Below are 24,362 nucleotides of genomic sequence, written 5' to 3'. Positions count from 1 at the left end.
CGCATCAACTCGGGCCGACGAGAGCGACCGGTTGAACGATGCGGGACGCACCTCGCGAGCCCCACCCCGTTCGCGGATGCCGCGTGAGACCGTCGCCGTCGTCGGCGCCGAGCAACTCCTGCTGGCGAAGGCCGTGCGGCGCGTGGCATCCGTTCTCGGCCGCCGCGTGGTCGTGGTGCCGTGGCCGGTGTGGGCGCAGTACGCGCTCTCGCAGGTGACCGAGTGGACCATGAAAGTGCCGCTCATCGCGAACGCCCAGGTGCGCATGCTCGCCGAGGGCGTGACGGATGCCGCGCCGCCCGCGGCATCCCTACCCGACGACCTGCGCCCGCGGCGCACGTTCACCGCCGAGCAGATCTGCAGCGCGCTGCTCGCCGAGGGCGGCCGCTTTGGATGGCGCGACCTGCGGGTGAGTCGGCGCGCTTAGAGCCGAACCGGCGGGGGCGCTGCCGGCGGATCCAGTGGCCCATCCGCGAGGATGCGCTCGACCATCGACCATGCACGCTCAGAGAGCGCGTCACCGGGGAAGTACTCGCTGAACAGTGCGTCAGCCGCTTCGACCGAGTCGACCTCGCAGATCGCGAGCAGCTGGCGGATGTCGTCGGTGTCGCGGCCGGGTCGACTGGCCTTGAGTTTCATGGCGAGTAGCGCTTCGGCTGACGCGACCTCGATCGTCACGAGTTCGTCGCGGTGGATCGTCTCCCACAGGATCTCGCGACCCCACCACGGCGCCAAGCCCGCCGCCTTGAAGTTGAGCCAGTCGCGCTGCCATCCGCGCCGATCGGCTATGCGCTCGGCGGCGGTCATGACGGCTGTCTCCGATCCTGGCCGTACCTGCACGGCGTCCAGATCGACCGTGGTTCGCCGATCGAAATGGCGCAGCACGAGCGCCCCTCCGCCGACGATCCTGAGTCCGACGGGTTCCCCGGCAGCATGCAACTCCTCGACAAGCTCCCGTAGGCCGTCGGTCAGGTCGTCGCGGTCGAAGAGGATCACACGCTCTCCAAGGAGTCTCGCCAGATCAAGACGCCGTGCTCGAGGAACTCGGTCGGTACATCACCGCGAGGCGGAGCCGGATCGGCAGGGTCGATCTGCAGCACACGGGCGCGTTCGAGGCTCCGCTCGGGCGCAAGCACCCAGGTCGGCAGCGGGACACGCTGTGCGTTCAACCGGTACGCGACGAGAGCCGCGATCGCCGAGTCCCACGTCTTCGACCCCGTCGTCTCGGGCTCCGTGATCGCCAACACACCGCGGAGCAGCCCTCGCTCCGCGACGAGATTGTCATTCATCTGGATGAAGTACCGGAACGCCAGCTGCGCGTCGTCACGCTTCACGGCGCCACGGATGGCTGCCGCGACCGTGGCGACATCGTCACGCGTCGTCGCGGCCGCGTACAGACGGTGACCGCCTCCGGCGAGCAGCCGGCTCGCCGTGTCGAAGCGCGGAGTCTCATGGCGCCCCTCGACGAGCGCCACGCGACTCTGCGAAACCCCCGACCGGTCGGCAAGGTCACGCTGCGTCAGCTTGCGAGCACGCCGAGCGGAGCGAACGAGCGTCGAGATCTCAGCCATGCGTCTCCCACTTCGCAGTATCTGATGCGGTAGTCGCAATCATAGTTGATTTAGTGGGTTTTGGGGGCGTGGATGCACCCGACCTCGCCGAAGGCCTGACCGATACGGCGGCGACTCGTCGGCTGGGAGCGTGCCCCGACTTCACGCAGAGCCCGACCTCTCCAAGTGGGTGCCGATCACGGACTCCCTCGGATTCCGCTGCGAGTAGCGAGAAGCACACATCAACCTCGAGCCGCAGTGACATCCGCTTGCCCGGGTCCCGAAACAGCTGCCACGATGCCTGTAGCCCAACGAGACCGGAGATCGCCGATGCCCGACACGCTTGACCGCGCGCCAGCTGCCACACTCTCGACGCTGCCAGGCGCGGCGATCATCCGCCGCATCCGAGGCATGCTCTTCTCAGCAATCGGCACGGCGTTCGTCTACTCCATCCTCGGCACGGCGAGCAAAGGCCGCTGCTCCGGCGGACTCAGCGGCGATGGCGGGTACGTCGATGGGAGCGGCGATCCGACGGCCGTCGTCCCGATGTGCGTGAACGTCACGCTGCGGCCGAGCTCGATCGTGTTCTTCGCGATCGCGGTGATCGTCATCGTTGCGTTGACACTCGTGCTGCGACGCGCGGACTCCGAGGCCGCGGCCCTTCGAACCATCGACCGAGCGATGATCGTCATCGTCGCAGGCACGATCGCGTGGGCGGCGTTGGCACTGATGTCGTTCCTTGCGCTCCCGTTGGACTCCTGGAATGGCGTTGAGCCCTTCACGATCCCGTTCACGTTCGGCAACATCGACATCGACATCTCGCCGGTGCAGTCTCTACCGACGGCCGAGTGAGACGGACGCGGTGGCGCCGTTGCGCGCCCAGTAGGCCTCACTCGCGTGGCGCCCTCAGGCGCAGCTGATCCCGCCATCGCGGCGCGCGCGGCGATCTTCATACTCCGGATTCCGGATGCTCCAAGCGATTCATTGCTGGAATCACGCACCTCTGAATCGCAAATCTCTAGACCATTCGATCGGTGCAGACCCGCGGAATCTAGCCGAATCCAGCACTTTGCCGTAAAATACGGACCATCATGGCCGCAAATACTCGCATCGCGTCGAACAACAACGAGTTCACGTTTCCGAGCTTCGAATTCGATTCGCCACTCGCAGCCGCCGTTGTCGAACTCGAACGACTGCGAGGAGAGATCGGCGTCGGAACGACCCCCGCCCAGGTCTTCCATGAGCTGCACGGGCTCTTCCAGTTTCTCTCGAGCATGATCTCCGCGCGCATCGAAGGCAATCGCACGACGATCCTCGACGCGATCGCCGGAGCACAAGCCGCAGAGACCGAGCCCGACCAGGTCGATGAGACCGTTCGCGAGATCCTGAACCTCAACGAGGTCATGGAGTTCATCGACGAAGCCGACCACGACCGACCGATCACACATGCCTTCGTGCGTGAGCTGCATCGCCGAGCGGTTGACGGACTCATCCGCGAAGGTGACCCGAGACCGGGCGCCTATCGCAATCGCGATGTCGCGATCCAAGGAGCAACGCATCGACCGCCGCTCGCGCAATCGGTACAAAGTGAGATGGACCGCTTCCTCGAGTTCGTGAACCGACCAGTGCAGACGCATCAGCAGCTCCTGCACATCGCCATCGCACACCACCGTTTCCTCTGGATCCATCCATTCCAGAACGGCAATGGGCGCGTCTCGCGACTGCTCAGCTACGCCATGCTCGGCCGACATGGATTCGTGAGTCCGATCGGACTTCGCGCCGTCAACCCCACCGCGGTGTTCGGGGTGTCGCGCGCCGAGTACTACGACGCCCTCGCGACGGCCGACGATCTCAGCGATCCCGGCACGATCGCGTGGTGCGAGTTCTTCATCAGCGGGCTCCTCACCGACCTGCGCCGACTGCACCGCCTGCAGAACATCGAGTTCGTGCGCGCGGAGCTCATCGCACCCGCCCTCGAACGATTCGTGCGCTCTGGAGGCATCTCCGCGCGGGAACGCGAGGTGATGCTATTCACGTTCGATCAGGAGCTGGTCAAGGCGGGCCAGCTCGAGCATCTGCTCCCGGGCAGCCCGTCGATCAGAAGTCATGCGTTGCGGCCCCTACTCGACCGGGGGTTACTCAAGCCGACACATGTCGGTGGTCGTTCGTACTTCGTTTCGTTCGGCCCGAATGAGCTGACGCCTTTCCTGATCCGTGAACTCGACCGGGCAGGATTCCTGCCACCGCTTCTGAAGGAGTCGGTATGACCGCGACCGCCCGACGCACCGCGATCACCGGTGGCACCGGATTCGTCGGACGCCACCTGGCCGAACGGCTCGGGCCCGAGGCATCCGTCGTCATCTCTCGCCGCACCGGCGTCGACACCAGCGACGTCGACGCGCTCACCCGCGCGTTCGAGGGGTGCGAGGTCGTCGCGCACTGCGCCGGGATCAACCGCGAGATCGGCGACCAGACCTACCAGCGCGTGCACATCGAGGGCACCGCGAACGTGATCGAGGCGGCCAAGCGCGCCGGGGTGCGTAAGGTCATCATGCTGAGCTTCCTGCGCGCACGGCCCGACTGCGGTTCGCCGTACCACGAGTCGAAATGGGCGGCCGAAGAACTGATCCGCGACTCGGGCCTCGACTACACGATCCTCAAGGCCGGCATGATCTACGGCCGCGGCGACCACCTCATCGACCACCTCAGCCACACCGTGCAGACCCTGCCGGTGTTCGCGACCGTCGGCTTCCACGAGAAACCCATCCGCCCCATCCCGATCGACGACCTCACCGACATCCTCCAAGCCGCGATCGACGGGCGGATGCCGCGTGAGACCGTCGCCGTCGTCGGCGCCGAGCAACTCACACTGTCGAAGGCCGTGCGGCGCGTGGCATCCGTTCTCGGCCGCCGCGTGATCGTGGTGCCCTGGCCGGTGTGGGCGCAGTACGCGCTCGCGCAGTTCACCGAGTGGACCATGAAAGTGCCGCTCATCGCGAAGGCCCAGGTGCGCATGCTCGCCGAGGGCGTGACGGATGCCGCGCCGCCCGTAGCATCGGTGCCCGACGACCTGCGCCCGCGGCGCAGGTTCACGGCCGAGCAGATCCGCGAGAGCCTGCCCGAGCCCGGCGGGTTCGGGTGGAAGGACCTGCGGGTCGGCGGCTGAACGCGGCCGACTGCGCACGCGTCAGGCGGTCGGTTCGCCGGCGCCACGCCCTTCGATCAGGTTCGTCGTGAATGCCCGGATCTCGTCAACCAGACCGGGATGGGCACGCGGATGCGGCACCGAGACATCCACCGCTTCGAGCACTGACGCCAGCGTCTCGTCGACGACCGCTTCGGCGTCGCGGAGCCCCCACCCGCGCCCCTCCAAGATGAGGTGCTCGCGCGTGATCACGCGATGCCGATACTCGCCATCGACCGCGAGCCCGAGCTCGCCGTCGTTCGGCTGGTGCACCTGCGGCACCACATCGTAGGCGGGTGCGAGCATGATCGAGCCGTCGATCGGATGCAGCAGCGAGACGTTCTTCGCGTGGAGGTCGAGGTTGCCCACGGCAACCGACAGCACCACCAGGCGCAGCAGTCGATCCATCGATGCGCGGTCAGCGACCGTCGAAAGCACGGCAGCCATGCGCGCCAGGCTCGTTCGACCGCCGTATCGCTGGTACTTCTCGATGCCGACCGCTCCGAGAGCCTGATTGAAGTCTTCCTGGTGCACCCGCGCCTGCGGGGCATCCGACGCTCGGTCATAGCGCTCGATGACGAGAGCCGCGACCCCGTTGAATTCCTCGATGCCCGTCTCATAGGCCAGCAGACCGACCGCGCGAGCGAGGCGGGCACCGTACTCCTCGTCGAAGATCACGGTCGGGAGTTCGCGGGACTCGGGCTTCAGGATGTGCGTCGAGGGGAAACCGTCGAGCGCTCGGCTCCATGCGCTCCCGTTACGGACGAGCACGATCTTGTCTTGCACACCCGCCAACGAGGTCTTACCGCCGATCGGCTTGTTCCCGAGCGGATTCTCCTGCACGTGGCTGAGCAACTCGGAGACATCAGCGGTCGAGAGGGCCTCGATCGATGGCTGACGCGGCTCACCGGGCACCTCCGGATCCCAGATCTGCAGGGCTCCAGCGACGTCGCGACCGTATCGGCGCAGCATGCCGATCACATCTTGCTCTGCAATGCCCGCCTCGTGAGCCAAACGGGTGAGCATTCGCCCCTCAGGAAGCAGTTCGCGGAAGAAGGCCTGCCGCCGAGCCTTGCGCGCGCGAGTCGGCACTGCGGCGAGCGGGATCGAGACAGAGAGCACCAGACTGTCGAGGCCGAACGTCGCGACGGCGGCGGGATCGGGCACGAAGTCGAACGTGCGCCATGTGCCGGCCAGCACCCCGACGGGTACGCCATACAACTCGACGACGAGATCAGCCACGGTCGTCGACCTCACCACGGGATTCAGGGGAATCGCTCGGAACGATCGATTCGGCGGGGGTGATCGTCGCGGTGAGCTCGACGCCGGTCTCGCGCATCATCGCGAAGAGACGGTCGACAAAGATCGACGGCTTGCCCGCCTCGATCTCCCAGATGTAGCGCTGAGTCGTGCCGAGCCGCTCGGCGAGTTCGCGCTGCGTCAGGCCGTTGAGCAGCCGCGCCTGCTGCAGGATGCGCCCGAGCGAATCGGGGCTCGTGACCTTGCCTGTGTACATGGCTTCACCTCGCTGACGTGGAAATCGTAGTCATGCTACGTGACTACGATTTCGGAGTCAACTGGCCTGACTACACTATCGGAGTCGGCCCATCCCGATCGACGACCTCGCCGACATCCTCGTCGCCGCGATCGACGGGCGGATGCCGCGCCCTTCGACGGACTCAGGGAACATCGGCGCAATACCGCTCGCACAGGTCACCGAGTGACCATGAAGGCGAAAGCCCAGGTGCGAATGCTCGCCGAGGGTGTGACGGATGTCGCGCCGCCCGCGGCATCCGTGCCCGAAGATCTGCGGCCGCGGCGCAGGTTCACGGCCGAGCAGATCCGCAAGAGCCTGCCCGAGCCTGGCGGGTTCGGGTGGAAGGACCTGCGGGTCAGTCGCTAGGCCCCACACTGTTGCGACGGCCCACCTTGCTAGCGTGGCGGCATGGAGGAGCTGCTCGAACCCGTGCTGAACCATCTCGACGAGGCCGGTCCCGGTGAGATCGTTGGCGTTTACTTGTACGGCTCGGCCGTGTCGGGCGGTCTCCGCCCAGACAGCGACATCGACATCCTCGTCTTGGCGCGCCGCTCGCTCACCACCGAAGAGCGCGGGGCGCTCACGCGGGTGCTGCTCGGTGCCTCGAGCGGATCGGCGCATACGCGCACGTTGTCGGACGGCAGTCGCGGCCGCCCACTCGAACTGACATGCGTGGTCATCGGCGACGATCGCCGCGGCCCGGAGCCTGCCACACACGACTTCCAGTTCGGCGAATGGCTGCGGGCCGACATCCTCGATGGGCAGACTCTGGAGCCGACCATTGACCCCGACGTGCCGATCCTGCTCGCGACGGCGCAAACCGCGCACCGGGTACTGCGCGGCCGCCCGCTCGCCGAAGCCGTCGACCCCGTGGCGCCCGCCGTGCTGCGCGAAGCCATGCTCGCGATCATCCCCGACATCCTCGAGGAGATCGGGGACGACGAGCGGAACACGCTGCTCGCCTTCGCCCGTATCGTGACGACGCTCCGCACCGGTGAGATCGTGCCGAAGGATGTCGCCGCTGCATCGGTCTCGGCCACGTTGGAGCCGAGGGAACGGGCGCTCCTCGAGCGCGCACGGACCGGCTACCTCGGTGAGGCGGTCGACGACTGGACTGGCCTCGGCGACGAGGTCACCGCGCTCTCTCACGCGTTGGCGACGCAGGCGCAGCAACTCGCAACGACCGACGGGAACGCGTAGCGGCACAGATCACCGAACACCTGCGCGCATGGCGGGTGCGAGGAGGTCTGGCCCCCTCGAGATCGGGGATGTACCGCAGTGCGAAGCGTATTGATTAGATCAATCGAATACTGGAGGTGACACGATGCCGGCCCATCCCGGTCGACGACCTCACCGACTCGGGGTGACCCGGTAGACCGGGTGCGCCTCGGCAAGACGATCGAATGTTGCGAGCGGGGCGTCCGTCTCGCACCCGATGTGCGGACGCGCGCCCGGCGCGATCGCCACATAGCGGCGGAGGATCGGGGCCCGCTCCCTCACCGGCACGAGCTCGAGTCGCACACCCTCCTCCTGACGATGTCGGACGAGCACCGCCTGTCCGTCCGCAGCCTCGACGTTGCGGACCCAATTCACCATTGGACCGAGCATCGACACCACGTATTCGGAGCCGTTGAGCCCGGTCACCACGATCGGCACGTCGGCCATCAGGCCAGAGCGCCGACCGCGGACTCTCAGCACGGCGGTGCGGTCGGAACACACCAGCCCCTTCGAGTAGAGCACTGCGTCGAGCCGATTCCACCATCGCATCACGCCGGCCGGCCGGCCGCGCCGGTACATCCTGCGTTTCAGAGCGCCGAGCCAGCCGACCACGGCGTCAACGGCCGCTCGTGGCGCGGCCGTCGCGCTCATGGCCGCTTTCGGTTCAGCAGCACCACCGCCACGACCCCCGCGGCGATCGGCACGAGTTGCAGCCAGCCATGCAACGGAGCCAACCCGACATCCCCCGAGGTGTCGACGACCGTGAGCGCCGCGGCCGCGATCACCACCGCGACGAGCACGAGTCCGCTGGCCAGCCAGCCCACTCCGCGCCGGCCGGTTCGGGTGAACCAGATCGTGACGAGCCAGCCGGCCACGCCCAGCACGCCGACGGTCGTCAGGATCGCCAGATAGGCCGAACCCGCGGCATCGATCGCTCCTGCATCGAGCGTTGGGTACGACGAGCGGATGTGGGCGGCAAGCACCTGCGTCGTCGCGCGATCGATGAATGCGTAGGCCGTCACTGCGATCGTGAGCACCAAGCCGGCCCACATCACCGGAATCGCTCCAGAACGGGTCGTGCTCGACGGGGTCATCGTTTGCGTGGTCATTTCCATCCCTTGCGTGTCGTGCGAACCTTCATTTGAGAAAGTCACTGTCTTATAGACCGTCACTGTACAAAAGTTTTGAGATAGCCGCAAGCAACCAGACAGTGACCTGCTAGCGTCGCCGTATGGCAGGACTCAGAGAGCAGTGGAGGCGAAGCGCCCGAACGGCCATCCAAGAACGCGCCCTCGACCTCTTCGACGCACGCGGATTCGACGCCGTGACCATCGAAGAGATCGCGGCCTCGGCCGAGGTGTCGCCCTCGTCGGTGTACCGCTACTTCGGTACCAAAGAGGGTCTGCTCGTCGCCGACGAGTTCGACAGCATGAGCCCCGAGTCCCTCGCAGGCATCTTCGATCCGACCGATCCAGTCGAGAGCCTCGTGCACGTCGTCCGCCGGTACGAAGCCGCTCCCGGTAAGACGACGACCAGCGCCACGACCACCACCGGGTCCCTCGAGGCGAGCCCGTGGCGCAGGGTGCGCTACTTCTTCACGGAACCGTCGGTGCGGATGGCAGCCACCGCATCGCTCGACAAAGCTGCCCAGCGCATTGCGCCTCTGCTGGCCACCGAGGGCGGGCTGACTCCGGCGCAAGCGCACGTTGCGGCGAATGCGCTCGCATTCGGCTACTTCGCTGCCCTCGAAGCGTGGTTCGAAGACGGCGGCACCCGCCCGATCGCCGAGTACGTCGAGGATGGCCTCGCCCCGTTGCGCCGAATCTGGGCCTGAGGTCTCGCAGAGCGACGACTCCCCCGAAGCGTCGGGCGGGCTGCAGCGTTGTAGCGCTCAGTCGTGGTGCCTCCCTTCGACAAGCTCAGGGAACAGTCGACAAGCTCAGGGAACAGTCGTTCGGGTGGCGGGACTTGCGAGTCAGCGCCGACTCGTAGGCTGGAAGCGTGCCCCGACTTCACGCAGAGCCCGATCTCTCCAAGTGGGTGCCGATCACGGACTCGCTCGGATTCCGCGGCCGCCGCCACCGTAAGGCGGCGATCGCAATGCTCCTGTCGCAGGCCAAGGGACCCGACGCCGCACCGCCCGGCGCGGGCAGCGGCTTCAGCGCGTGGGCGATGAGCCAGGCCGTACCGTTCCTGATGCGCAAGGCCGCGGGCCGGGTACTCGTGTGGGTCTGGAAGGCGGAGCCGGAGCTGCTCGTCGTGATGGCGCAGGTGCAGGCGGCGACCCCGCAGCTGCGGACGGCGCGGGCATCGATGCCGATCGAGTACGACGACACCGAGGAGTTCCGCGGCAATTACCTCGGCGTCGGTGAGAAGCTCGCGATGCCACTGCCGCCGGGCGGCCGCCCGCCGTTCGCAACGTACACGTGGGATCTCGGCTCGCACTTCGTGAGCGTGACGGCCGTGTGCAACGATCGCGAGCGATTCGGCACCGTCATCGGAGCCGTCGACGAGCTCGCGCGCGGCATCCGCGTCATCGACGACCTCACCATCGGGGAATCGGCGACGGTGCTGCGCATCGACCCGGCCTGAGTCGACATCGTCTGATCAAGCGAGTAGCTTCTCGATCGAAACCGGAGAACGCTCGGCGAACGGGGAAATCACGATGTCAGAGGTACTGCTCTTCCACCACGCACTCGGCCCCACCGAGGGGCTGCACGCCTTCGCGAACGAATTGCGCCAGGCGGGCCACGCCGTGCACACGCCTGATCTGTTCGAAGGGCGCACATTCGCCTCGATCGAAGAGGGCGTCGGATACGCCAACGAGGTCGGATGGGGCGAGATCATGGCGCGAGGCGAGCGCGCGGCGGAGGCGCTGCCGAGCGAGCTCGTCTACGCGGGATTCTCGCTCGGGGTCGTGCCCGCGCAGAAGCTCGCCCAGACCCGCCCCGGTGCGAAGGGCGCGCTGTTCTTCTATTCGTGCCTTCCGCCCGCGGAGTTCGGCGCGTGGCCGGCCGGCGTCCCGGTGCAGATCCACGGCATGGACGCCGATCCGATCTTCATGGAGGAAGGCGACGTCGACGCCGCCCGTGAGCTCGTCGAATCCACCGACGACGCCGAACTCTTCCTCTATCCCGGCGACCAGCACTACTTCGCGGACTCCAGCCTGCCGAGCTACGACGCGGGCGCGACCGAGCTCCTCCTGCGGCGCGTGCTCGAGTTCCTCGCGCGCATCTGACGGTGCGGTGCGGCGCCCTACGCCCAGCCGAGCTCGCGGAGCCGAGCATCGTCGAGCCCGAAGTAGTGCCCGATCTCGTGCACGAGCGTGATGTGCACCCGCGAGCGCAGCGCCTCGAGGTCGGCGCTGTGCTCCTGCAGGTTGTTCTTGTACAGCGTGATGCGGTCGGGAAGCTCACCGAACCCGTAGACCCCGCGTGTGGTCAGCGGATGCCCGCTGTACAGGCCGAAGAGCCGCGGGCGCTCCCCCACCGGCTGGTTCTCGATCATGATCGCGACATTCTCGACCCCACGCACCATGTCGTCGGGGAGCGCGTCGAACTCGTCGGCGACCAGTCGCTCGAAGTCGTCATCGGAGATCTCCACCACGTGCCAATTGTGCGCTCAGAGTTGCACCCTTGCTTCGGGGCTCGCGGGCGTGCTCGGCGTCGGCGTGATCTCGCGAGGTCGGGCGCGTTGACGCCCCGCGGCCGCGGGGCGTATACCTGAGCGATAACCAGCGCGCCACACAGCGGTTGCAGTCGATGATGTGACGACCCGCCAGGGGAACGCCCCAGCGGGTCGACTCGGCCCGGTGGCTGGGAGCGGGAGGCGTGGCGCAACGAGGAGGTTCGCGTGAGCAGTATCCCTGAGTCTTCTGATTCCCCTGAGCGCTCTGAGCGCTCTGAGCGCTCTGAGCCCACCGGCTCCCCCGTCGGCGAGATCGACGAGCAGCAGTCGCGCGCGGTTGCCGAGGCAGCGCGCGAGCAGGACTGGCGCAAGCCGAGCTTCGCACGGGGCCTCTACCTCGGGCAGTTCGACCTGTCGCTGATACATCCGCACCCTCGACCCGCCCCTGGCCGCCGCGAGCGCGGCGAGAGGTTCCTCGCTGAGCTCGAGTCGCTCCTGCGCGCGGTCGACGTCGCGCGCATCGAGCGGGAGTCACGCATCCCCGACGAGACCTTCCAGGCCCTCGCCGACATCGGTGCATTCGGGATGAAGATCCCGGTCGAGTACGGCGGCCTCGGGCTCGGGCAGTTCTACTACAACCGCGCGCTCGTGATGATCGGGTCGGTGAACGCCAGCCTCGGCGCGGCGTTGTCAGCGCACCAGTCCGTCGGTCTGCCCGAGCCGCTCGTGCTCGCGGGCACGGAAGAGCAGAAGCGGCAGTTCCTGCCGCGCTGCGCGAAGGGTGCGATCAGCGCCTTCCTGCTGACGGAGCCGGAGGTCGGCTCGGACCCCGCGCGGCTGCGAGCCACAGCAGTACCGACCGAGGACGACGCGGCGTACGTGCTGAACGGCACCAAGCTGTGGACCACCAACGGGGTCGTCGCCGAGCTGCTCGTCGTGATGGCGCGCGTGCCCGAGTCCGACGCGCACCGCGGCGGCATCAGCGCGTTCATCGTCGAAGCCGACTCCCCCGGCATCACCGTGCGCCGCCGCAACGCGTTCATGGGGCTGCGCGGCATCGAGAACGGGCTGACCTCGTTGCAGAGTGTGCGCGTGCCGCGCGAGAACCTGATCGGCCGCGAGGGTCAGGGCCTCAAGATCGCGCTGACCACCCTCAACGCCGGCCGGTTGGCGATCCCCGCCATCTGCGCCGGCGCCGGCAAGTGGAGCCTCAAGATCGCACGCGAGTGGTCGCAGGAGCGGGTGCAATGGGGGCGACCGGTCGGCGAGCACGCCGCAGTCGCACACAAGATCGCCTTCATCGCCGCGACGACGTTCGCACTCGAGGCGGTGGTCGACCTGTCGGGGGTGCTCGCCGACGAGGACCGCAAGGACATCCGCATCGAGGCGGCGCTCGCCAAGATGTGGGCTTCGGAGATGGGATGGCGCATCGCCGACGAACTCGTACAGATCCGTGGCGGCCGCGGGTTCGAGACCGCGGCGTCCCTCGCCGCCCGCGGCGAACGCGCCGTCGGCGCCGAGCAGGTGCTGCGCGACATGCGGATCAACCGCATCTTCGAGGGCTCGACCGAGATCATGCACCTGCTCATCGCGCGGGAGGCCGTCGACGCGCATCTCACGGCCGCCGGAGACCTGATCGATCCGCACCTGGACATCTCCCGCAAACTGAAGGCCGCCGCCTCCGCCAGCGGGTTCTACGCCCGCTGGCTGCCGCAGCTGGTCGCCGGCAAGGGCGACCTGCCGACGTCGTACGACGAGTTCGGCGCGCTCGCGTCGCACTTGCGCTACGTCGAGCGCACCAGCCGCAAGCTGGCTCGCGCGACCTTCTACGGGATGGCGCGCTGGCAGGGCGCCCTGGAACGCAAGCAGGGGTTCCTCGCCCGCGTCGTCGACATCGGCGCCGAACTGTTCGCCGTGTCGGCTTCGTGCGTGCGCGCGGCGATGATCGCCGCCGACTCGCCGGAGCGAGGCAAGGCCGCGTACCAGCTCGCCGACACGTTCGCCGAGCAGTCCCGCCATCGCACCGAGCAACTGCTGGATGCCCTGTGGCACAACACCGATTCCGCCGATGAGCGCCTTGCCTCCCGAGTGCTCGACGGCCGCTACGCCTGGCTCGAGGAAGGCATCATCGATCCCAGCGAGGGCACCGGCCCCTGGATCACCGAGGAGCTGCCCGCCGACGCGACGGAGAACGTCGCGCGCCGCGTCATCCGGCCGACGAAGGAGTCGTAGCCCCGTCGCGGGGGCTGCGAAACTCCGCATCGGCAGTCTCGTCGCGAGTCACCGAGCCAGCTCGGCCTCCGCCCCCAGCCACCCCAGCTTGTCGGGGTTCGCCATCGAGAAGATGCGCGTGATCCGCCCACCCTCGACGGTCAGGCTCACGACCCCCGCCACTTGTCCGTCGAGGTCGACCCGGATGCCCGGCTGCCCGTTCAGCCACGTCGGAGAGGCGACGAACACACCGGGGTACTTCGCGAGCCCGGCAACCAGGTACCTCGCGATGCGGTCGGCGCCGATGATCGGTCGAAGTGCGGCGCCCTTCACCTTGCCGCCGCCGTCGGCAACCGAGACCACGTCGGGTGCGAGCACGTCCATCAGCCCCTGCAAATCGCCGGTGTTCAGGGCGGCGACGAATCGCTCGACCGCCTCCTCGTGCTCCGAACGCACGACGTCCATGCGCGGCCGCCGCGCGGCGACGTGGTCCTTCGCCCGGTGCGCGATCTGCCGCACGGCCGCTGGCGACTTGTCGACGGCGACCGCGATCTCGTCGTACGGCACGTCGAACACCTCGCGCAGCACGAACACCGCGCGCTCGGTCGGCCCGAGCGTCTCGAGCACCGTGAGCATCGCGATCGAGACGCTCTCGGCCAACTCGACGTCGTCCGCGACATCCGGACTCGTGAGCAGCGGCTCGGGCAGCCACTGCCCCACGTACGACTCGCGGCGGCGCGCCACCGTGCGCAGGTGATTCAGCGCCTGCCGTGTGACGATGCGCACGAGGTAGGCGCGCGGGTCGCGCACCTCGTCGCGCGCGACATCCGCCCAGCGCAGCCATGACTCCTGCAGCACGTCTTCGGCGTCGGCCGCCGAGCCGAGCATCTCGTACGCGACCGTGAAGAGCAGGTTGCGGTGGGTGACGAACGGATCGTCGGTCATGCCGCCGAGCCTACGTCAGCCGGCCGGGACGCGAGCGGGGGCAAACCGCACGAGTCGGAGAACCCTTCCGAGCGAATGCCGAGCGTGATGTTCATGCGCGCACTCATGTTCATGAACGCTACCCGGGCGGTGAGCTCGATGAGCGCTGCCGGCCCGAGCGCGTCGAGCAGCGCGGCCGACTGCTCGTCGGTCACCGCGGGCGGGGTCTGGCTCATCGCCTCGGCGTACTCCATCACGCTGCGCTCCAACGGCGAGAAGACGGATGCCTCGCGCCAGCGCGGCACCTCGCGCACCTTCGACTCGTCGAGCTTGTCGTTGTGCGCCATGAAGTAGTTGAGGTCGAGGCAGGCGCTGCAGCCCACGTACGCTGCTGCGGCCATGACGGCGTACGAGTCGAGGCTGGGGTCGAGCTCCTTCCAGCGCAGGACCTTCTGGCCGATGCCCATCGCGTCTTTCATCACGCGCTGGTGGTGCCACAGCACGCCGAGCGAGTCGGGCACCTGACCGATCATCTTGCGGGCGCCGAACTTCACGAGCGCGCCGTACAGACCGGTGACTTCGGTCGGGGGGATGCGGGTGTCGGTGGTCATCGTGTCCTCCAGAGGTGTCATCGACGGGCTCTGCGTTCAGCCCGTCGACATGGAGACACCGGCCGGCGAGCGGATGTGACATCCGCGGTGCCCACCGCAAGGGAGTTCGACGAACAGAGACCCGCGGATGTCGCGTGCCAACACCTGCCCATTGCCGATCGGAACACCGGATCGGCCGGCGATGCGCTCAGTCGAGCTTCGCTATCGCTTCGATCTCGACGCTGAATCGCGAGTCGATCAACGCCGACACCTCGACCAACGACGCAGCGGGCGGCGGATTGCTCCACCGCCTCATCAACACCTGACGTACCGCGGGCAGATCGCCGATATCCGTGAGGAAGTACGTCACCTTCACGACATCGTCAACGCCCAGAGCATGCGCCCGAAGTCGTGCTTCGATCTTGTCCAGTACGGCATCCACCTGGTCACCGACGCCGCTGTCCACAGAGCCGTCCTCGAGCAGTGGCGTCTGTCCGGAAATAAAGACCAACCCTGCCGCAGATCGGTCGTCAGAAAACACACGAGTCGCCATGACACGACTCTATGCTCATGCGCATCGGGCAGGAGTCGCGGCCGACAACGACCAGCCCGGAATCGCGGGTGACCGCATCGTCGAGGTCGCCGGCGACGTCGGTGGTACGCGAAGAAGTCCGCTGCGAAGAGCAGGCGCCCAACGCCTCCGAATTCGCACAGAGCCCTAACGCTTCGGCTGCGGCAAGCGTAGATTGCGTTATATCGCGTTTACGACATGACTCTGACGCAGTGACGAAGCTGGACGAAGGCGGACACATGGACCCGAATCACGAACGACGGCTCACAGGGGGCAACGCCCTCGAGCGCACCGACGGGAGGTGGGAGTCGTGGAGGTCCTGCTCTGGATATTCCTCTCGTTCCTGATCTTCGTCGTCGTCGCGATCACCGCAGTCGTCTTCATCCTGCGAGCGGTGTACCGACGGCTTCGCCGCAATCGCGCTCTGGCCGACACGGCGCTGCGAACACGCGCCGGTTTCAGTCGGGGTCCGCAGCGAAAGATCCTCTCCCTGCGGGTGCGGCTCGCAGAAACGCTCGACAGCGGGCAGGCCGCGGTCGACCTCGCAGGTCGCAGCGAAGGGCCGCGGGGCGAGCTTCCGCGACTCTTCCGCCGCATCCAGGAGGAGTGCGTCGCTCTGGATCTGCAACTGCGGCTGCTGGAGAGCGAGAAGGATTCCGCCGTGCTGGCCGAGGAACTGCCCGCGGCCGCCGATCGCGTCGATCAGGTGGCGGGACTGGTGCGGCGGTTGCGTTCCGCGGTCGCGTCGGGACTCACGGGCTCGACCGACGACACCCTCACCACTCTCCACGCCGACATGGAACGGGAGGTCGCCGCACTGCATGCCGGCGTGCAGGAACTGCACCGACTCAACCAACGGGACGAACGCTTCGAGCCGACTCGACAGCCGGTCACCGACCGCGTCCGCCGTCCGAGATGAGTCAGTCGTCCGAGACAAGTCCGTCGTCCGACATTAAGGGGACCCAACCATGAGCAACACCTCGCGGATCAAGACCATCTTCCGGAGCAAGACCACCAAAGCCCTCGACAAGGTGGAAGACCCTCGCGAGACCCTCGATGACAGCTACGAGCAGCAGGTGAAGCTGTTGCAGGAGGTGCGAAAGGCCGTCGCCGAGGTTGCCACGGCGAAGAAGCGCATCGACCTGCAGGGGCAGGAGATGGGAACCCGGTACCAACGCCTGGGCGACCAGGCCCGTGAGGCGATGGTGCAAGGCCGCGAGGACCTCGCCCGCGCGGCGCTCGAGCGCCGCGCACTGCTCGAGAGCCAGGTCGCGAAGCTGCAGGAGCAGTACACCGTGCTCCAGAAGCAGACGTCGCAACTGCAGGAACGGGAACGTCACCTCGACGAGCAGGTCGCCGCGTTCCGCATCGAGAAGGAGACCATCAAGGCCACCTACACCGCCTCGGAAGCGCAGGTGAAGGCGAATGAGACAGTGGCGGGCATCGGATCGAACATGAACGATATCGGCGTCAGTCTCGACCGCGCCCGCGACCGGGTCGCCCAGATGCAGGCGCGTGCCGCCGCCACCGACGAACTGCTCGCCAGCGGGGCGCTCAAAGACCTCACCGCCGCACCGGATGCCGACATCGAACGACAGCTGGCGGTGCTCTCGGCGAAGGCCGACGTGGATCGTCAACTGCAATCCATGAAGCAGGCCGGCACCACCAGCACCAGCCCCGGATCCGCGAGTCGCCGCGACGGGCCCGACGCGTGGCTGAGCATCGGACAGGCGCCGAACACGCCCTGAGTCGGTTGCCGCGCGCCGAACGCCGGTATCAGGGCGGTGAGATGGCGATCGAGCGGACCGCGCGTTCAGGCCTGTGCGTCTTCGAGGTGCGGGGCGCCGTGGCTCAGCACCTTCACGACCAGGTTGTGCCGGGCCAGGGTTCGAATCGTGCGCGTGACCTCGTCGCGATCGCGGCCGAGTGCGCGTTCGTTCGCCACCACGAGCACGTCACCGGCGCGCAGCGTGCCGAAGAGGCGGCCGAGCCGCTGCTCCCACGTCTCGGGCGCCTCGGCAGCGGGGTGCTTGAAGTCGAGGATCGCGACGCCGAAGTCGGCCAGGTCGTTCCGCTGCTCGACGACCGACGGCATGTCATCGCGCGCGACGACGAGGCCGACGAGACGCGCCCCCTCGGGCCGCGCCTTCCACCAGTCGCGGTTGCGCTGCAGCTCCTCGAAGCACTCGGGACAATCGAGAGCGTGGTGTCCGGGGCCGTGCGGTGCGCGCGAGGCAACGGGCGCGGGCGTCGACGCCGCGGCATCCCTCGTCGAACCTGTCGTGCGCTCAGCCATGCCGTGCCCCTTCGCGTCGACTTCCATTCTGGCCCTCATCGCGGCCGGCTGCGACCCGCACGCCGGATCGCGGCGTCGGCGGGCTCCGCGGAACACCTCGCCGCGACTGCCGCGACGGCGCAACCTGTGCCGCGACGAAGCGCCGAACGCCGGACACGAGGTGGCGGATGCCCCGCCTCGATCCGCGCGGCACCGACTCGAGCGCGACGGCGGTGCGGACTGACCGCGGCCCTCCCTCTCAGGCGACCTCGCGCATGAACTCGTTGAGCTCGTCGGCCACGAGCTGCGGCTCTTCGAACGCCATGAAGTGCCCGCCGCTTTCGGCCGCTGAATAACGACGGATGTCGCTGGCCGCGCGTTCGGCGATCGAGCGCGGGAAGAGCGGCATGTTCCACTCGTGGCTCTGCGTCACCGCGACCGGCACCGTGATCGTCGGCCGCTTGCCGTTCTGCAGCCGATCGAGGTCTTGCCGGAACGAGGTGCCGATCGAATCGGTCACCCAGTACAGCGTCAGCATCTCGCACAGGCTGTCGCGGTCGAAGCGAGACTCGAGGTCGCCGCCGCAGTCGCTCCACGCCCAGAGCTTGTCGATGATGAAGGCGGCCATGCCGGCCGGTGAATCGACGAGCGCCGCCGCGATCGTGTCGGGCCGCGTGCCGATGATGGCGCCGTACCCGCTGTCTTGTTCGCCGCGCTCGTCTTCCGAGTCGAGCCAGACCTGCTCGGCGGGAGTGATGGGCTCTTCGTAGTCGGCCGGGAACGGCCCGTGGATGACGTGCAGCCCGGCGACCTCATCGGGGTACATCGTTGCGAGCCATCCGCACGCCGAACCACCGATGTCACCGCCGAAGGCGAAATACCGCTCAGAGCCGAGCGTCTCGGTCATGAGCGTGTGGAAGGTCTCTGCGACCGCACGACGGGTGGCAGGCTCATCCGGCAACTCCGACCACAGATACCCGGGCAGCGACGGGACGACGACGTCGACGTCGAGCAGGTCGGCCAGGCGCAGCAGTTCGAGGTAGGTGCTCGGCCAGCCGTGGGTCAGCAGCACGGGCGGTCTGCTCGAATCGCGACGGATATGCACGAAGTGCATGCCACGTTCGATGAACTGCGGATACGTGTTGAGTCTCGCCTCGGCGGCGCGCCAGTCGAACGCGCCGCCCCAGTACTCGACGAGCGTGCGCAAGTAGGCCGGATCTACGCCGGCATTCCAGCCCTCCGCGCTCGGTTGCGTGAATCGGGTGCGTGCGAGCCGTGACCGCAGGTCGTCGAGCACATCATCGGGTACGGCGAGAGTGAATGCAGGCATTCACTCATCCTGCAGCATGCGGGGCAGCCGTTAGCCTGAGTCGGAGCGAACCACGAAAGGCAGTGCGGATTGAGCGAGGACCGACCCCAACGGGGCGCGCGGTCGCGCTCGTGCCGCGTGACACCCGATGAACCGTGAGACCCGATGAACTCTGACGACCCGACGGCACGCCGAATTCAGCTGACACTGCGCAAGCCCTGGTTCGCGCTCTACGCCCGAATCAAACCGACGCTCGTGATCGCCGGGCGCGGCCAGCCCGCCCAGTGGGGAATCGGCACGTGGCAAGTGCCGGCCGACGAGACGGTCGTCGTCGGGGTGTTCCTGTTCAACCGGCTTTGGCGCTTCGGCCGCGCCGAGTTCGCGCTCGACCCGCAGCATCCGCCCGCGCTCGTGTACCGGGCGCCGGCGCTCCCCTTCCTGCGCGGTCGCATCCGCACGAACGCGGGTTCGGTCTCGTAACGGCCCGACCCGCCCGAACGGTTGGTCGTCGGAGCCGCTAGAGCGAGAGCCCCTCAGCGATCTGCTTGATCGCCGCCAGACGGTTGTCCCACTCCGCCCCGATGGCGTCGAGCCGGCGAGCGGTGTCGCTCAGCTGCGAACCGAGCACCCGGTACTGCACCTCGCGCCCGACGCGAATTGGTTCGACGAGGCCGACCTCCTGCAGCACGGCGAGGTGCTTCGCGATCGCCTGCCGGGTCACGGGCAGGCGCCCGGCGAGGGCCGACGCCGAAGCGTCGCCCTCACCGAGTGCGGCCAGAATGCTCCACCGGGTCTCGTCTCCGAGTGCGGCGAACATCGGAACCAGCGTTCCGGTGGTCGTCACGCGTCGCCCTCGAGCAGCGCGACGAGCTTGTCGAGTTCGGAGACCCAGCCTTCGGCATTGCTCGCCATGTTGGCTGCCGGGTCGGAGGTGCGGTCGAACCCGGTCTCGACGACCGTGAGCTGCGTGCCCTCGGGCGCCGGCTCGAGGGTGAAGGTGAAGACCGTCGAGCGGTCGACGGCATCGGGCAGCCGCTCGGCCGCGTCGTCATTGCCCCAGCGGTACGAGACCATGCGCGGGGCATCCATTGCCTCGACCCGCAAGGGCACGGAGCCGTAGTTGGGGAAGGTGATGGTACCGGATGCTCCGACTCCCGTTCCATCGAGCACGGTGCGCCCGAACCACTTGGAGATGTGCTCGGGCTCGGTGACGGCGGTCCACACCTTCTCGATGGGCGCGGCGATGCGGATGGTGCGCCGCACCGTGAAGCTGCCCTCGTCGATGACGGATGCCTGATTGTCGGTCATAGTCACAATGATCTTCCTTTCGATGGTTGCCTGCAGCTATTGGGTTGCCACAGGTTCTAGTGCGGCGATCGCCGCAGGCTTGAGGAATCCTGTCGCCCGTGCGGCGATGATGGCGATCACCGCCACGACTGCACCGGTCAGTACGGCCGCCTGCAGGACGGATGCCACCAGGCTCAGTCGACGAGCGCCCCCGCCGAGAGGTTCGCGATCGCCCCGGTCATCGAGCGCGCACGATCGGATGCCGCGAATGCGAGGTACTCCGCGACCTCCTCGAGCACCGGCAACCGGCCGAGCAGTGTGGTGCCCACCAACCCCGTGAGCCATTGCTCCAAGGGGATGCCGCCGGCTTGGGCGGTGCGGCCGAACATCTCGCCCGTGTACGAGGTTTCGAGGGCGTCCGACATGGCGTGCGGACGCACGCAGACCACCCGCACCCCATCGGGCCCGAGCTCGCCGGCGAGCGCGCGCGAGAAGCCCTCGAGCGCAGCAGACTGGGCCGCGTTGCCGATGAGCCCGCGACCGGTGAGCCGCGCACCGGGCGTCGAAACCGTGAGGATCACACCGCTGCCCTGCGCGATCATGTGCCGCGACACGGCCTTCGCAGTCACGAAGTTCGTCTGCAGGTACCCGACGACGGGGTGCAGGTAGTCCTCGAGCGACGTCTCGGCGATCGGCAGGCCCTGCACGTGGTCGAATCCCACCGCATTCAGGGCGATGTCGATGCGGCCGGCAGCATCCGCCGTTTCTTCGACGTGCCGGTCGACCGCAGCCTGGTCCATCGCGTCGACGACGGCGATTGAGACATCCGCCCCCTCGGCTCTGGCGACGGATGCCGCAGCCTCGAGTCGCGGCAGGCTCCTACCTGCGAGGAACAGCCGTGCGCCCTCGCGGGCGAACACTCGCGCCGCCGCGCCGCCGATCGAACCGCCACCGCCGTGGATCACGGCCACCTTGTTCTGCAGCAGCATCACGCCGCCTCCATCTCCGTCGTCGTCCATTCGATTCTGGGTTGTTGCAATCTCATGGTTGCAGGTCCAACAGGGAAGTGCAACCCGTAAGTTGCAAGTCTTCACGGCAGGTGCCGACCGTCGCACATCGTGCGTCCCGATTGCGTGATGTCGGCGCATCCGCCCCCCGAGTTGGTGTCTGGTGCGCATGCCACCCGATGCGTAGCATGACCGGCATGAGCGACGGCGAGTCGGCACCCGGCACTGGCCCTCACGCCGCTTCAGCCGCCCGGCGCACCTACCTCTTCGTGCTCACGGATGCCGGCGGCACCGTTCCCCCCGAGCTCGGCGTCGTGCGCCGACTCGTCGACCGGGGTCACCGCGTCACGGTGCTCGCCGAGGAATCGATGGCCGACCAGGTACGCTTGACGGGCGCGTCGTACCTGCCGGGAAACGCAGAGCCCTCGGGCGAGTTTCGCGACTGGGAACTCAAGACGCCGATGCGCCTCGCCCGGGGCATGGCCGAGCACATGATCTCCGGACCCGCTCCCGGTCAGGCACGTGACACGACCGCGGTGATCGAGGCGATCGGGCCCGACCTCGTCGTGACCTCCGCCTTCGCCGTCGGCGGGATGATCGCGGCCGAGGCGCGAGGGGTTCCCTACGATGTGCTGCTGCCGAACATCTACCCGCTGCCCGCGCCGGGCATGCCGCCGTTCGGTGCAGGGCTGTCGCCCGCGCGCGGGCCACTCGGCCGGCTGCGGGATCGACTACTCGGCCCCGCAGGCGGCCGGCTGTTCGACCGGTATGCGCTCGCGCAGGTCAACGAGGTGCGCGCCGAGCACGGCCTCGATCCGATCGCGACGACGTGGAGCCAGCAGCATCGGGCCCGGCGTCTACTCGTGCTCACCTCTGCGGCGTTCGACTTCCCGGCGACCCTGCCGGAGAACGCCGTCTACGTGGGGCCCATCCTCGACGACCCCGCGTGGGCGATCGACGACGACTGGACGGCACCCGCAGGCGACGGGCCGCTCGTGCTCGTGGCCATGTCCTCGACGTTCCAGAACCACCTCGACTGCCTGCAACGCATCACCGACGCGCTCGGTGGCCTTCCGGTTCGCGGACTCGTGACCACCGGGCCGGCAGTCGCCGCCGACGCGATCCGCGCCTCGGCGAACGTGACGGTCGTCGCATCGGCGCCGCACCGTGCGGTGATGCGGCAGGCCGACCTCGTCATCACGCACGGCGGTCACGGCACCGTGATCAAGACCCTCGTGGCGGGACTGCCGCTCGTCATCCTGCATCACGGCCGCGACCAGGCCGACAATGCGGTGCGAGTCACGACCCGCGGAGCCGGCGTGGCCGTGGCTCGCCGGGCGCCGGCGAAGAAGATCGCCCGGGCCATCGCCGAGGTGCTCGACGACCCCGGCTACCGACGTGCTGCGACGGAACTCGGCGAGGTCGTGGCGCGCGACGCCGCGAGCACGTTGTTGGTCGACGAGCTCGAACAGGTCGCGCCGCCCGACGCCCGAGAAGCCGCGCGCCACGAGGCATCCGGCCCCTGAATGGGTGCGACCCGGTCACTTGCCCCAGCCCGCCTACCGTTCCGCGAGAGCCAGTCGCCCGGCGAGCAGTACAGACCGGGCACGCGCCGTATTTGTGACAGCCGGGGCCGAACGGATACCGCGAGCATGCAAGATTCGAAATTCGGGATCTCGCGCGCCCGAAGCATCCGGAATATCATCCGAAGATCCGAACGAATTCCTCGGATGCTGTCACATCCGTGGGATGCGCCCGGTCTCAGTTGAAAGGGACGACTACGCTCCCAGCTGTCGACTGACGGGATCAGACATGGATGCGAACCTCGACGACGCCCTCGCCGTCTTCCAAGGCGTGCGCGGGCGGCTCTTCGGCATCGCCTACCGAATGCTCGGCAGCGCGAGCGAGGCTGAAGACATCGTGCAAGACGCGTGGTTGCGCTGGCAGGGCACCGACCGCTCGGTCGTGCAGGAACCGCCGGCCTTCTTGGCCACAGCCACGACCCGACTCGCGATCAATGCGCTGCAGTCGGCCCGCGCTCGTCGCGAGACCTACATCGGCCCATGGCTTCCCGAGCCGATCGATACGAGCGCCGACCCGACGCTCGGCGCCGAGCGCGCAGAGGCCCTCGGCTTCGCCGTGCTCGTCATGCTCGAGCGGCTCACCCCGACCGAGCGGGCCGCCTACGTGCTGCGCGAGGCCTTCGCCTACCCGTACGACCAGATCTGCGAGATCGTGCAGGTCTCAGAGACGGCCGCTCGACAGCTCGTCAGTCGCGCGCGCAAGCACCTCACCGGCGAGCGGAAGCGCGACGTGCCGCAATCAGAGCAGCGGCGACTGCTCACCGCCTTTCTGAGTGCCGCGAAGACCGGCGACCTCGTCGAGCTCGAGCGCCTGTTCGCCGAAGACGTCGTGTCGTACTCCGACGGCGGCGGGCGCGTGCGGGCATCGAAGTTCCCGGTGGTCGGCCGCATGCGGGTGGCGAAGTTCGTGCGTGCCTTCCACACCCACTTCTGGAACGGGGTGGACATCACGGAGGCCGATACGAACGGCCAGCCCTCGGTGCTGCTCTCGAAGGACGGCACGACGTTCGCGGTGATCACCGTGATCACCGGCGCGCGGGGCATCGACCAGGTGCTCTGGATGATGAACCCCGACAAGCTCGGCGCCGTGACCTCTCGTGCCTCAGCATGACCTCGCCGCTCGCCTGCTCGCCGCGCTCGAACACCGTGATGAGCTTGCGCTGGCGAGCGCCCTGAACCGCGACGTGTTCCTGATCATCGACTCCGGCGATGAGACCGGGGGCGAACTGCTCGGGCGCGCACGCGTCATCAGTGCGCTTCATGAGCAGGTGGCGAAGCATCCGGATGCCTCGTTGCAGGCCGTGCACGTCAACGGGCGGCCGGGGCTCGCACTCCGCCGCTTGAACGGCGAGGTCGTCGGCGTGATCGGCATCGACGGCGCGGCGACGATCGAGGCGCTGTGGCTCTCGACGGCGCCCCTGAAACTCGCCCGCTGGAATCGCCGCCGCCCCGAGATCGAATGACGAGTTTCGCCGCCTCGTCACAGATC

32 protein-coding genes are annotated in these 24,362 nt (G+C 67.9%); 16 read left to right on the top strand and 16 right to left on the bottom strand.

All coding sequences use genetic code 11. The annotated features are described in order from the left end of the window. Window positions 1-76: 76 nt before the first annotated feature. On the top strand, window positions 77-427 hold the full coding sequence (locus AC1C2U_RS12230; protein ID WP_495362040.1) for a hypothetical protein: 351 nt from the start codon (window positions 77-79) through the stop codon (window positions 425-427). Here the strand turns inward: AC1C2U_RS12230 and AC1C2U_RS12225 are convergent. Next, window positions 424-996, bottom strand: a complete 573-nt coding sequence (locus tag AC1C2U_RS12225) for a DUF6036 family nucleotidyltransferase (RefSeq protein WP_495362039.1) — start codon at window positions 994-996, stop codon at window positions 424-426. The two genes, AC1C2U_RS12230 and AC1C2U_RS12225, sit on opposite strands and share 4 nt — an antisense overlap. Continuing rightward, complete coding sequence (locus AC1C2U_RS12220; protein WP_495362038.1) at window positions 993-1,571, bottom strand: helix-turn-helix domain-containing protein; 579 nt, start codon at window positions 1,569-1,571, stop codon at window positions 993-995. Before AC1C2U_RS12220 ends, AC1C2U_RS12225 begins: the two co-directional genes overlap by 4 nt. 309 nt (window positions 1,572-1,880) lie before the next feature. Here AC1C2U_RS12220 and AC1C2U_RS12215 point away from each other — a divergent pair, with 309 nt between their 5' ends. From AC1C2U_RS12215 to AC1C2U_RS12205, 3 genes are all read left to right on the top strand, one after another. After that, window positions 1,881-2,402, top strand: a complete 522-nt coding sequence (locus AC1C2U_RS12215) for a hypothetical protein (RefSeq protein WP_495362037.1) — start codon at window positions 1,881-1,883, stop codon at window positions 2,400-2,402. Between the two features lie 239 nt (window positions 2,403-2,641). Next, window positions 2,642-3,817, top strand: coding sequence for a Fic family protein (locus AC1C2U_RS12210; RefSeq protein WP_495362036.1), 1,176 nt, complete (start codon window positions 2,642-2,644; stop codon window positions 3,815-3,817). Further along, entirely contained in the window at window positions 3,814-4,716 is a 903-nt protein-coding gene (locus AC1C2U_RS12205) for an NAD(P)H-binding protein (protein WP_495362035.1), read from the top strand. The genes AC1C2U_RS12210 and AC1C2U_RS12205 overlap by 4 nt, the downstream gene beginning before the upstream one ends. 21 nt (window positions 4,717-4,737) lie before the next feature. On the opposite strand, the gene AC1C2U_RS12200 is transcribed toward AC1C2U_RS12205, so the two are convergent. Together AC1C2U_RS12200 and AC1C2U_RS12195 are read right to left on the bottom strand one after the other, a co-directional pair. After that, window positions 4,738-5,976 (bottom strand): type II toxin-antitoxin system HipA family toxin, encoded by a 1,239-nt coding sequence (locus AC1C2U_RS12200; protein ID WP_495362034.1) that lies wholly within the window; start codon window positions 5,974-5,976, stop codon window positions 4,738-4,740. Further along, a complete protein-coding gene (locus tag AC1C2U_RS12195; RefSeq protein ID WP_495362033.1) occupies window positions 5,969-6,250 on the bottom strand; it encodes a helix-turn-helix domain-containing protein in 282 nt (93 codons plus the stop codon). The genes AC1C2U_RS12200 and AC1C2U_RS12195 overlap by 8 nt, the downstream gene beginning before the upstream one ends. A 210-nt stretch (window positions 6,251-6,460) precedes the next feature. On the opposite strand from AC1C2U_RS12195, the gene AC1C2U_RS12190 reads away from it, so the two are divergent. Together AC1C2U_RS12190 and AC1C2U_RS12185 are read left to right on the top strand one after the other, a co-directional pair. Further along, the gene (locus AC1C2U_RS12190; RefSeq protein ID WP_495362032.1) at window positions 6,461-6,637 is read left to right on the top strand and encodes a hypothetical protein; all 177 of its coding nucleotides are present in this window, start codon (window positions 6,461-6,463) and stop codon (window positions 6,635-6,637) included. A gap of 42 nt (window positions 6,638-6,679) precedes the next feature. Next, the gene (locus tag AC1C2U_RS12185; RefSeq protein ID WP_495362031.1) at window positions 6,680-7,471 is read left to right on the top strand and encodes an aminoglycoside adenylyltransferase domain-containing protein; all 792 of its coding nucleotides are present in this window, start codon (window positions 6,680-6,682) and stop codon (window positions 7,469-7,471) included. 150 nt (window positions 7,472-7,621) lie between these two features. Here AC1C2U_RS12185 and AC1C2U_RS12180 read toward each other — a convergent pair whose 3' ends face one another. Beyond that, on the bottom strand, window positions 7,622-8,140 hold the full coding sequence (locus AC1C2U_RS12180) for a nitroreductase family deazaflavin-dependent oxidoreductase (RefSeq protein WP_495362030.1): 519 nt from the start codon (window positions 8,138-8,140) through the stop codon (window positions 7,622-7,624). Further along, window positions 8,137-8,598 (bottom strand): hypothetical protein, encoded by a 462-nt coding sequence (locus tag AC1C2U_RS12175; RefSeq protein WP_495362029.1) that lies wholly within the window; start codon window positions 8,596-8,598, stop codon window positions 8,137-8,139. Before AC1C2U_RS12175 ends, AC1C2U_RS12180 begins: the two co-directional genes overlap by 4 nt. Before the next feature lie 122 nt (window positions 8,599-8,720). Here AC1C2U_RS12175 and AC1C2U_RS12170 point away from each other — a divergent pair, with 122 nt between their 5' ends. The 3 genes from AC1C2U_RS12170 (at window position 8,721) to AC1C2U_RS12160 (ending at window position 10,727) form a co-directional block, all read left to right on the top strand. After that, on the top strand, window positions 8,721-9,323 hold the full coding sequence (locus tag AC1C2U_RS12170; RefSeq protein WP_495362028.1) for a TetR/AcrR family transcriptional regulator: 603 nt from the start codon (window positions 8,721-8,723) through the stop codon (window positions 9,321-9,323). 167 nt (window positions 9,324-9,490) lie between these two features. Further along, on the top strand, window positions 9,491-10,081 hold the full coding sequence (locus AC1C2U_RS12165) for a hypothetical protein (RefSeq protein WP_495362027.1): 591 nt from the start codon (window positions 9,491-9,493) through the stop codon (window positions 10,079-10,081). 73 nt (window positions 10,082-10,154) lie between these two features. After that, on the top strand, window positions 10,155-10,727 hold the full coding sequence (locus AC1C2U_RS12160; RefSeq protein ID WP_495362026.1) for a dienelactone hydrolase family protein: 573 nt from the start codon (window positions 10,155-10,157) through the stop codon (window positions 10,725-10,727). Between the two features lie 17 nt (window positions 10,728-10,744). Here the strand turns inward: AC1C2U_RS12160 and AC1C2U_RS12155 are convergent, their stop codons facing one another. Beyond that, window positions 10,745-11,095, bottom strand: coding sequence for a metallopeptidase family protein (locus tag AC1C2U_RS12155; RefSeq protein WP_495362025.1), 351 nt, complete (start codon window positions 11,093-11,095; stop codon window positions 10,745-10,747). A gap of 255 nt (window positions 11,096-11,350) precedes the next feature. Between AC1C2U_RS12155 and AC1C2U_RS12150 the strand changes: the two genes are divergently transcribed. Then, window positions 11,351-13,348 (top strand): acyl-CoA dehydrogenase family protein, encoded by a 1,998-nt coding sequence (locus AC1C2U_RS12150; RefSeq protein WP_495362739.1) that lies wholly within the window; start codon window positions 11,351-11,353, stop codon window positions 13,346-13,348. Window positions 13,349-13,396: 48 nt separating this feature from the next. On the opposite strand, the gene AC1C2U_RS12145 is transcribed toward AC1C2U_RS12150, so the two are convergent. The 3 genes from AC1C2U_RS12145 to AC1C2U_RS12135 form a co-directional block, all read right to left on the bottom strand. Next, window positions 13,397-14,272, bottom strand: a complete 876-nt coding sequence (locus tag AC1C2U_RS12145) for an RNA polymerase sigma-70 factor (protein ID WP_495362024.1) — start codon at window positions 14,270-14,272, stop codon at window positions 13,397-13,399. Then, complete coding sequence (locus AC1C2U_RS12140; protein WP_495362023.1) at window positions 14,269-14,862, bottom strand: carboxymuconolactone decarboxylase family protein; 594 nt, start codon at window positions 14,860-14,862, stop codon at window positions 14,269-14,271. The genes AC1C2U_RS12145 and AC1C2U_RS12140 overlap by 4 nt, the downstream gene beginning before the upstream one ends. 187 nt (window positions 14,863-15,049) lie before the next feature. Next, window positions 15,050-15,394 (bottom strand): RidA family protein, encoded by a 345-nt coding sequence (locus AC1C2U_RS12135; protein ID WP_495362022.1) that lies wholly within the window; start codon window positions 15,392-15,394, stop codon window positions 15,050-15,052. Window positions 15,395-15,722: 328 nt separating this feature from the next. Here AC1C2U_RS12135 and AC1C2U_RS12130 point away from each other — a divergent pair, with 328 nt between their 5' ends. Both AC1C2U_RS12130 and AC1C2U_RS12125 read left to right on the top strand, forming a co-directional pair. After that, window positions 15,723-16,331, top strand: coding sequence for a hypothetical protein (locus tag AC1C2U_RS12130; protein ID WP_495362021.1), 609 nt, complete (start codon window positions 15,723-15,725; stop codon window positions 16,329-16,331). A 49-nt stretch (window positions 16,332-16,380) separates the two neighbouring features. Continuing rightward, complete coding sequence (locus tag AC1C2U_RS12125) at window positions 16,381-17,160, top strand: PspA/IM30 family protein (protein ID WP_495362020.1); 780 nt, start codon at window positions 16,381-16,383, stop codon at window positions 17,158-17,160. 65 nt (window positions 17,161-17,225) lie between these two features. Here the strand turns inward: AC1C2U_RS12125 and AC1C2U_RS12120 are convergent, their stop codons facing one another. Then, window positions 17,226-17,708, bottom strand: coding sequence for a recombinase family protein (locus AC1C2U_RS12120; protein WP_495362019.1), 483 nt, complete (start codon window positions 17,706-17,708; stop codon window positions 17,226-17,228). A gap of 238 nt (window positions 17,709-17,946) precedes the next feature. Next, entirely contained in the window at window positions 17,947-19,017 is a 1,071-nt protein-coding gene (locus AC1C2U_RS12115) for an epoxide hydrolase family protein (protein ID WP_495362018.1), read from the bottom strand. A 144-nt stretch (window positions 19,018-19,161) separates the two neighbouring features. Here AC1C2U_RS12115 and AC1C2U_RS12110 point away from each other — a divergent pair, with 144 nt between their 5' ends. Next, a complete protein-coding gene (locus AC1C2U_RS12110) occupies window positions 19,162-19,476 on the top strand; it encodes a hypothetical protein (RefSeq protein ID WP_495362017.1) in 315 nt (104 codons plus the stop codon). Window positions 19,477-19,513: 37 nt separating this feature from the next. On the opposite strand, the gene AC1C2U_RS12105 is transcribed toward AC1C2U_RS12110, so the two are convergent. The 4 genes from AC1C2U_RS12105 to AC1C2U_RS12090 are packed head-to-tail and all read right to left on the bottom strand — an operon-like array spanning window position 19,514 to window position 21,302. Next, the gene (locus AC1C2U_RS12105; RefSeq protein ID WP_495362016.1) at window positions 19,514-19,840 is read right to left on the bottom strand and encodes an ArsR/SmtB family transcription factor; all 327 of its coding nucleotides are present in this window, start codon (window positions 19,838-19,840) and stop codon (window positions 19,514-19,516) included. After that, window positions 19,837-20,304 (bottom strand): SRPBCC family protein, encoded by a 468-nt coding sequence (locus AC1C2U_RS12100; protein ID WP_495362015.1) that lies wholly within the window; start codon window positions 20,302-20,304, stop codon window positions 19,837-19,839. The genes AC1C2U_RS12105 and AC1C2U_RS12100 overlap by 4 nt, the downstream gene beginning before the upstream one ends. Window positions 20,305-20,340: 36 nt before the next feature. Then, window positions 20,341-20,472, bottom strand: a complete 132-nt coding sequence (locus AC1C2U_RS12095; protein ID WP_495362014.1) for a hypothetical protein — start codon at window positions 20,470-20,472, stop codon at window positions 20,341-20,343. 5 nt (window positions 20,473-20,477) lie between these two features. Then, window positions 20,478-21,302, bottom strand: coding sequence for an SDR family NAD(P)-dependent oxidoreductase (locus tag AC1C2U_RS12090; RefSeq protein WP_495362013.1), 825 nt, complete (start codon window positions 21,300-21,302; stop codon window positions 20,478-20,480). Window positions 21,303-21,487: 185 nt separating this feature from the next. On the opposite strand from AC1C2U_RS12090, the gene AC1C2U_RS12085 reads away from it, so the two are divergent. The 3 genes from AC1C2U_RS12085 (at window position 21,488) to AC1C2U_RS12075 (ending at window position 24,336) form a co-directional block, all read left to right on the top strand. Beyond that, window positions 21,488-22,816: a glycosyltransferase gene (locus AC1C2U_RS12085; protein WP_495362012.1), complete on the top strand. Its 1,329-nt coding sequence runs from the start codon at window positions 21,488-21,490 to the stop codon at window positions 22,814-22,816. Between the two features lie 286 nt (window positions 22,817-23,102). After that, a complete protein-coding gene (locus AC1C2U_RS12080; RefSeq protein WP_495362011.1) occupies window positions 23,103-23,984 on the top strand; it encodes an RNA polymerase sigma-70 factor in 882 nt (293 codons plus the stop codon). After that, window positions 23,971-24,336, top strand: coding sequence for a hypothetical protein (locus AC1C2U_RS12075; protein WP_495362010.1), 366 nt, complete (start codon window positions 23,971-23,973; stop codon window positions 24,334-24,336). Before AC1C2U_RS12080 ends, AC1C2U_RS12075 begins: the two co-directional genes overlap by 14 nt. Window positions 24,337-24,362 lie beyond the last annotated feature (26 nt).

Source organism: Agromyces sp. Y575 (genome assembly GCF_059445445.1).
Note: the sequence above shows the minus strand (reverse complement) of the source record. Positions and strands in the feature narration are given on the sequence as shown.

Excerpts from the sequence above, each read along its gene's own strand:
- AC1C2U_RS12110 (WP_495362017.1), top strand. The coding sequence starts at position 19,162 with ATGAACTCTGACGACCCGACGGCACGCCGAATTCAGCTGACACTGCGC.
- AC1C2U_RS12215 (WP_495362037.1), top strand. The coding sequence starts at position 1,881 with ATGCCCGACACGCTTGACCGCGCGCCAGCTGCCACACTCTCGACGCTG.
- AC1C2U_RS12185 (WP_495362031.1), top strand. The coding sequence starts at position 6,680 with ATGGAGGAGCTGCTCGAACCCGTGCTGAACCATCTCGACGAGGCCGGT.
- AC1C2U_RS12145 (WP_495362024.1), bottom strand. The coding sequence starts at position 14,272 with ATGACCGACGATCCGTTCGTCACCCACCGCAACCTGCTCTTCACGGTC.
- AC1C2U_RS12100 (WP_495362015.1), bottom strand. The coding sequence starts at position 20,304 with ATGACCGACAATCAGGCATCCGTCATCGACGAGGGCAGCTTCACGGTG.
- AC1C2U_RS12135 (WP_495362022.1), bottom strand. The coding sequence starts at position 15,394 with ATGGCGACTCGTGTGTTTTCTGACGACCGATCTGCGGCAGGGTTGGTC.
- AC1C2U_RS12080 (WP_495362011.1), top strand. The coding sequence starts at position 23,103 with ATGGATGCGAACCTCGACGACGCCCTCGCCGTCTTCCAAGGCGTGCGC.
- AC1C2U_RS12125 (WP_495362020.1), top strand. The coding sequence starts at position 16,381 with ATGAGCAACACCTCGCGGATCAAGACCATCTTCCGGAGCAAGACCACC.
- AC1C2U_RS12195 (WP_495362033.1), bottom strand. The coding sequence starts at position 6,250 with ATGTACACAGGCAAGGTCACGAGCCCCGATTCGCTCGGGCGCATCCTG.
- AC1C2U_RS12220 (WP_495362038.1), bottom strand. The coding sequence starts at position 1,571 with ATGGCTGAGATCTCGACGCTCGTTCGCTCCGCTCGGCGTGCTCGCAAG.
- AC1C2U_RS12190 (WP_495362032.1), top strand. The coding sequence starts at position 6,461 with ATGAAGGCGAAAGCCCAGGTGCGAATGCTCGCCGAGGGTGTGACGGAT.
- AC1C2U_RS12205 (WP_495362035.1), top strand. The coding sequence starts at position 3,814 with ATGACCGCGACCGCCCGACGCACCGCGATCACCGGTGGCACCGGATTC.
- AC1C2U_RS12090 (WP_495362013.1), bottom strand. The coding sequence starts at position 21,302 with ATGGACGACGACGGAGATGGAGGCGGCGTGATGCTGCTGCAGAACAAG.
- AC1C2U_RS12175 (WP_495362029.1), bottom strand. The coding sequence starts at position 8,598 with ATGACCACGCAAACGATGACCCCGTCGAGCACGACCCGTTCTGGAGCG.
- AC1C2U_RS12115 (WP_495362018.1), bottom strand. The coding sequence starts at position 19,017 with ATGCCTGCATTCACTCTCGCCGTACCCGATGATGTGCTCGACGACCTG.
- AC1C2U_RS12170 (WP_495362028.1), top strand. The coding sequence starts at position 8,721 with ATGGCAGGACTCAGAGAGCAGTGGAGGCGAAGCGCCCGAACGGCCATC.
- AC1C2U_RS12140 (WP_495362023.1), bottom strand. The coding sequence starts at position 14,862 with ATGACCACCGACACCCGCATCCCCCCGACCGAAGTCACCGGTCTGTAC.
- AC1C2U_RS12120 (WP_495362019.1), bottom strand. The coding sequence starts at position 17,708 with ATGGCTGAGCGCACGACAGGTTCGACGAGGGATGCCGCGGCGTCGACG.
- AC1C2U_RS12160 (WP_495362026.1), top strand. The coding sequence starts at position 10,155 with ATGTCAGAGGTACTGCTCTTCCACCACGCACTCGGCCCCACCGAGGGG.
- AC1C2U_RS12085 (WP_495362012.1), top strand. The coding sequence starts at position 21,488 with ATGAGCGACGGCGAGTCGGCACCCGGCACTGGCCCTCACGCCGCTTCA.
- AC1C2U_RS12230 (WP_495362040.1), top strand. The coding sequence starts at position 77 with ATGCCGCGTGAGACCGTCGCCGTCGTCGGCGCCGAGCAACTCCTGCTG.
- AC1C2U_RS12210 (WP_495362036.1), top strand. The coding sequence starts at position 2,642 with ATGGCCGCAAATACTCGCATCGCGTCGAACAACAACGAGTTCACGTTT.
- AC1C2U_RS12180 (WP_495362030.1), bottom strand. The coding sequence starts at position 8,140 with ATGAGCGCGACGGCCGCGCCACGAGCGGCCGTTGACGCCGTGGTCGGC.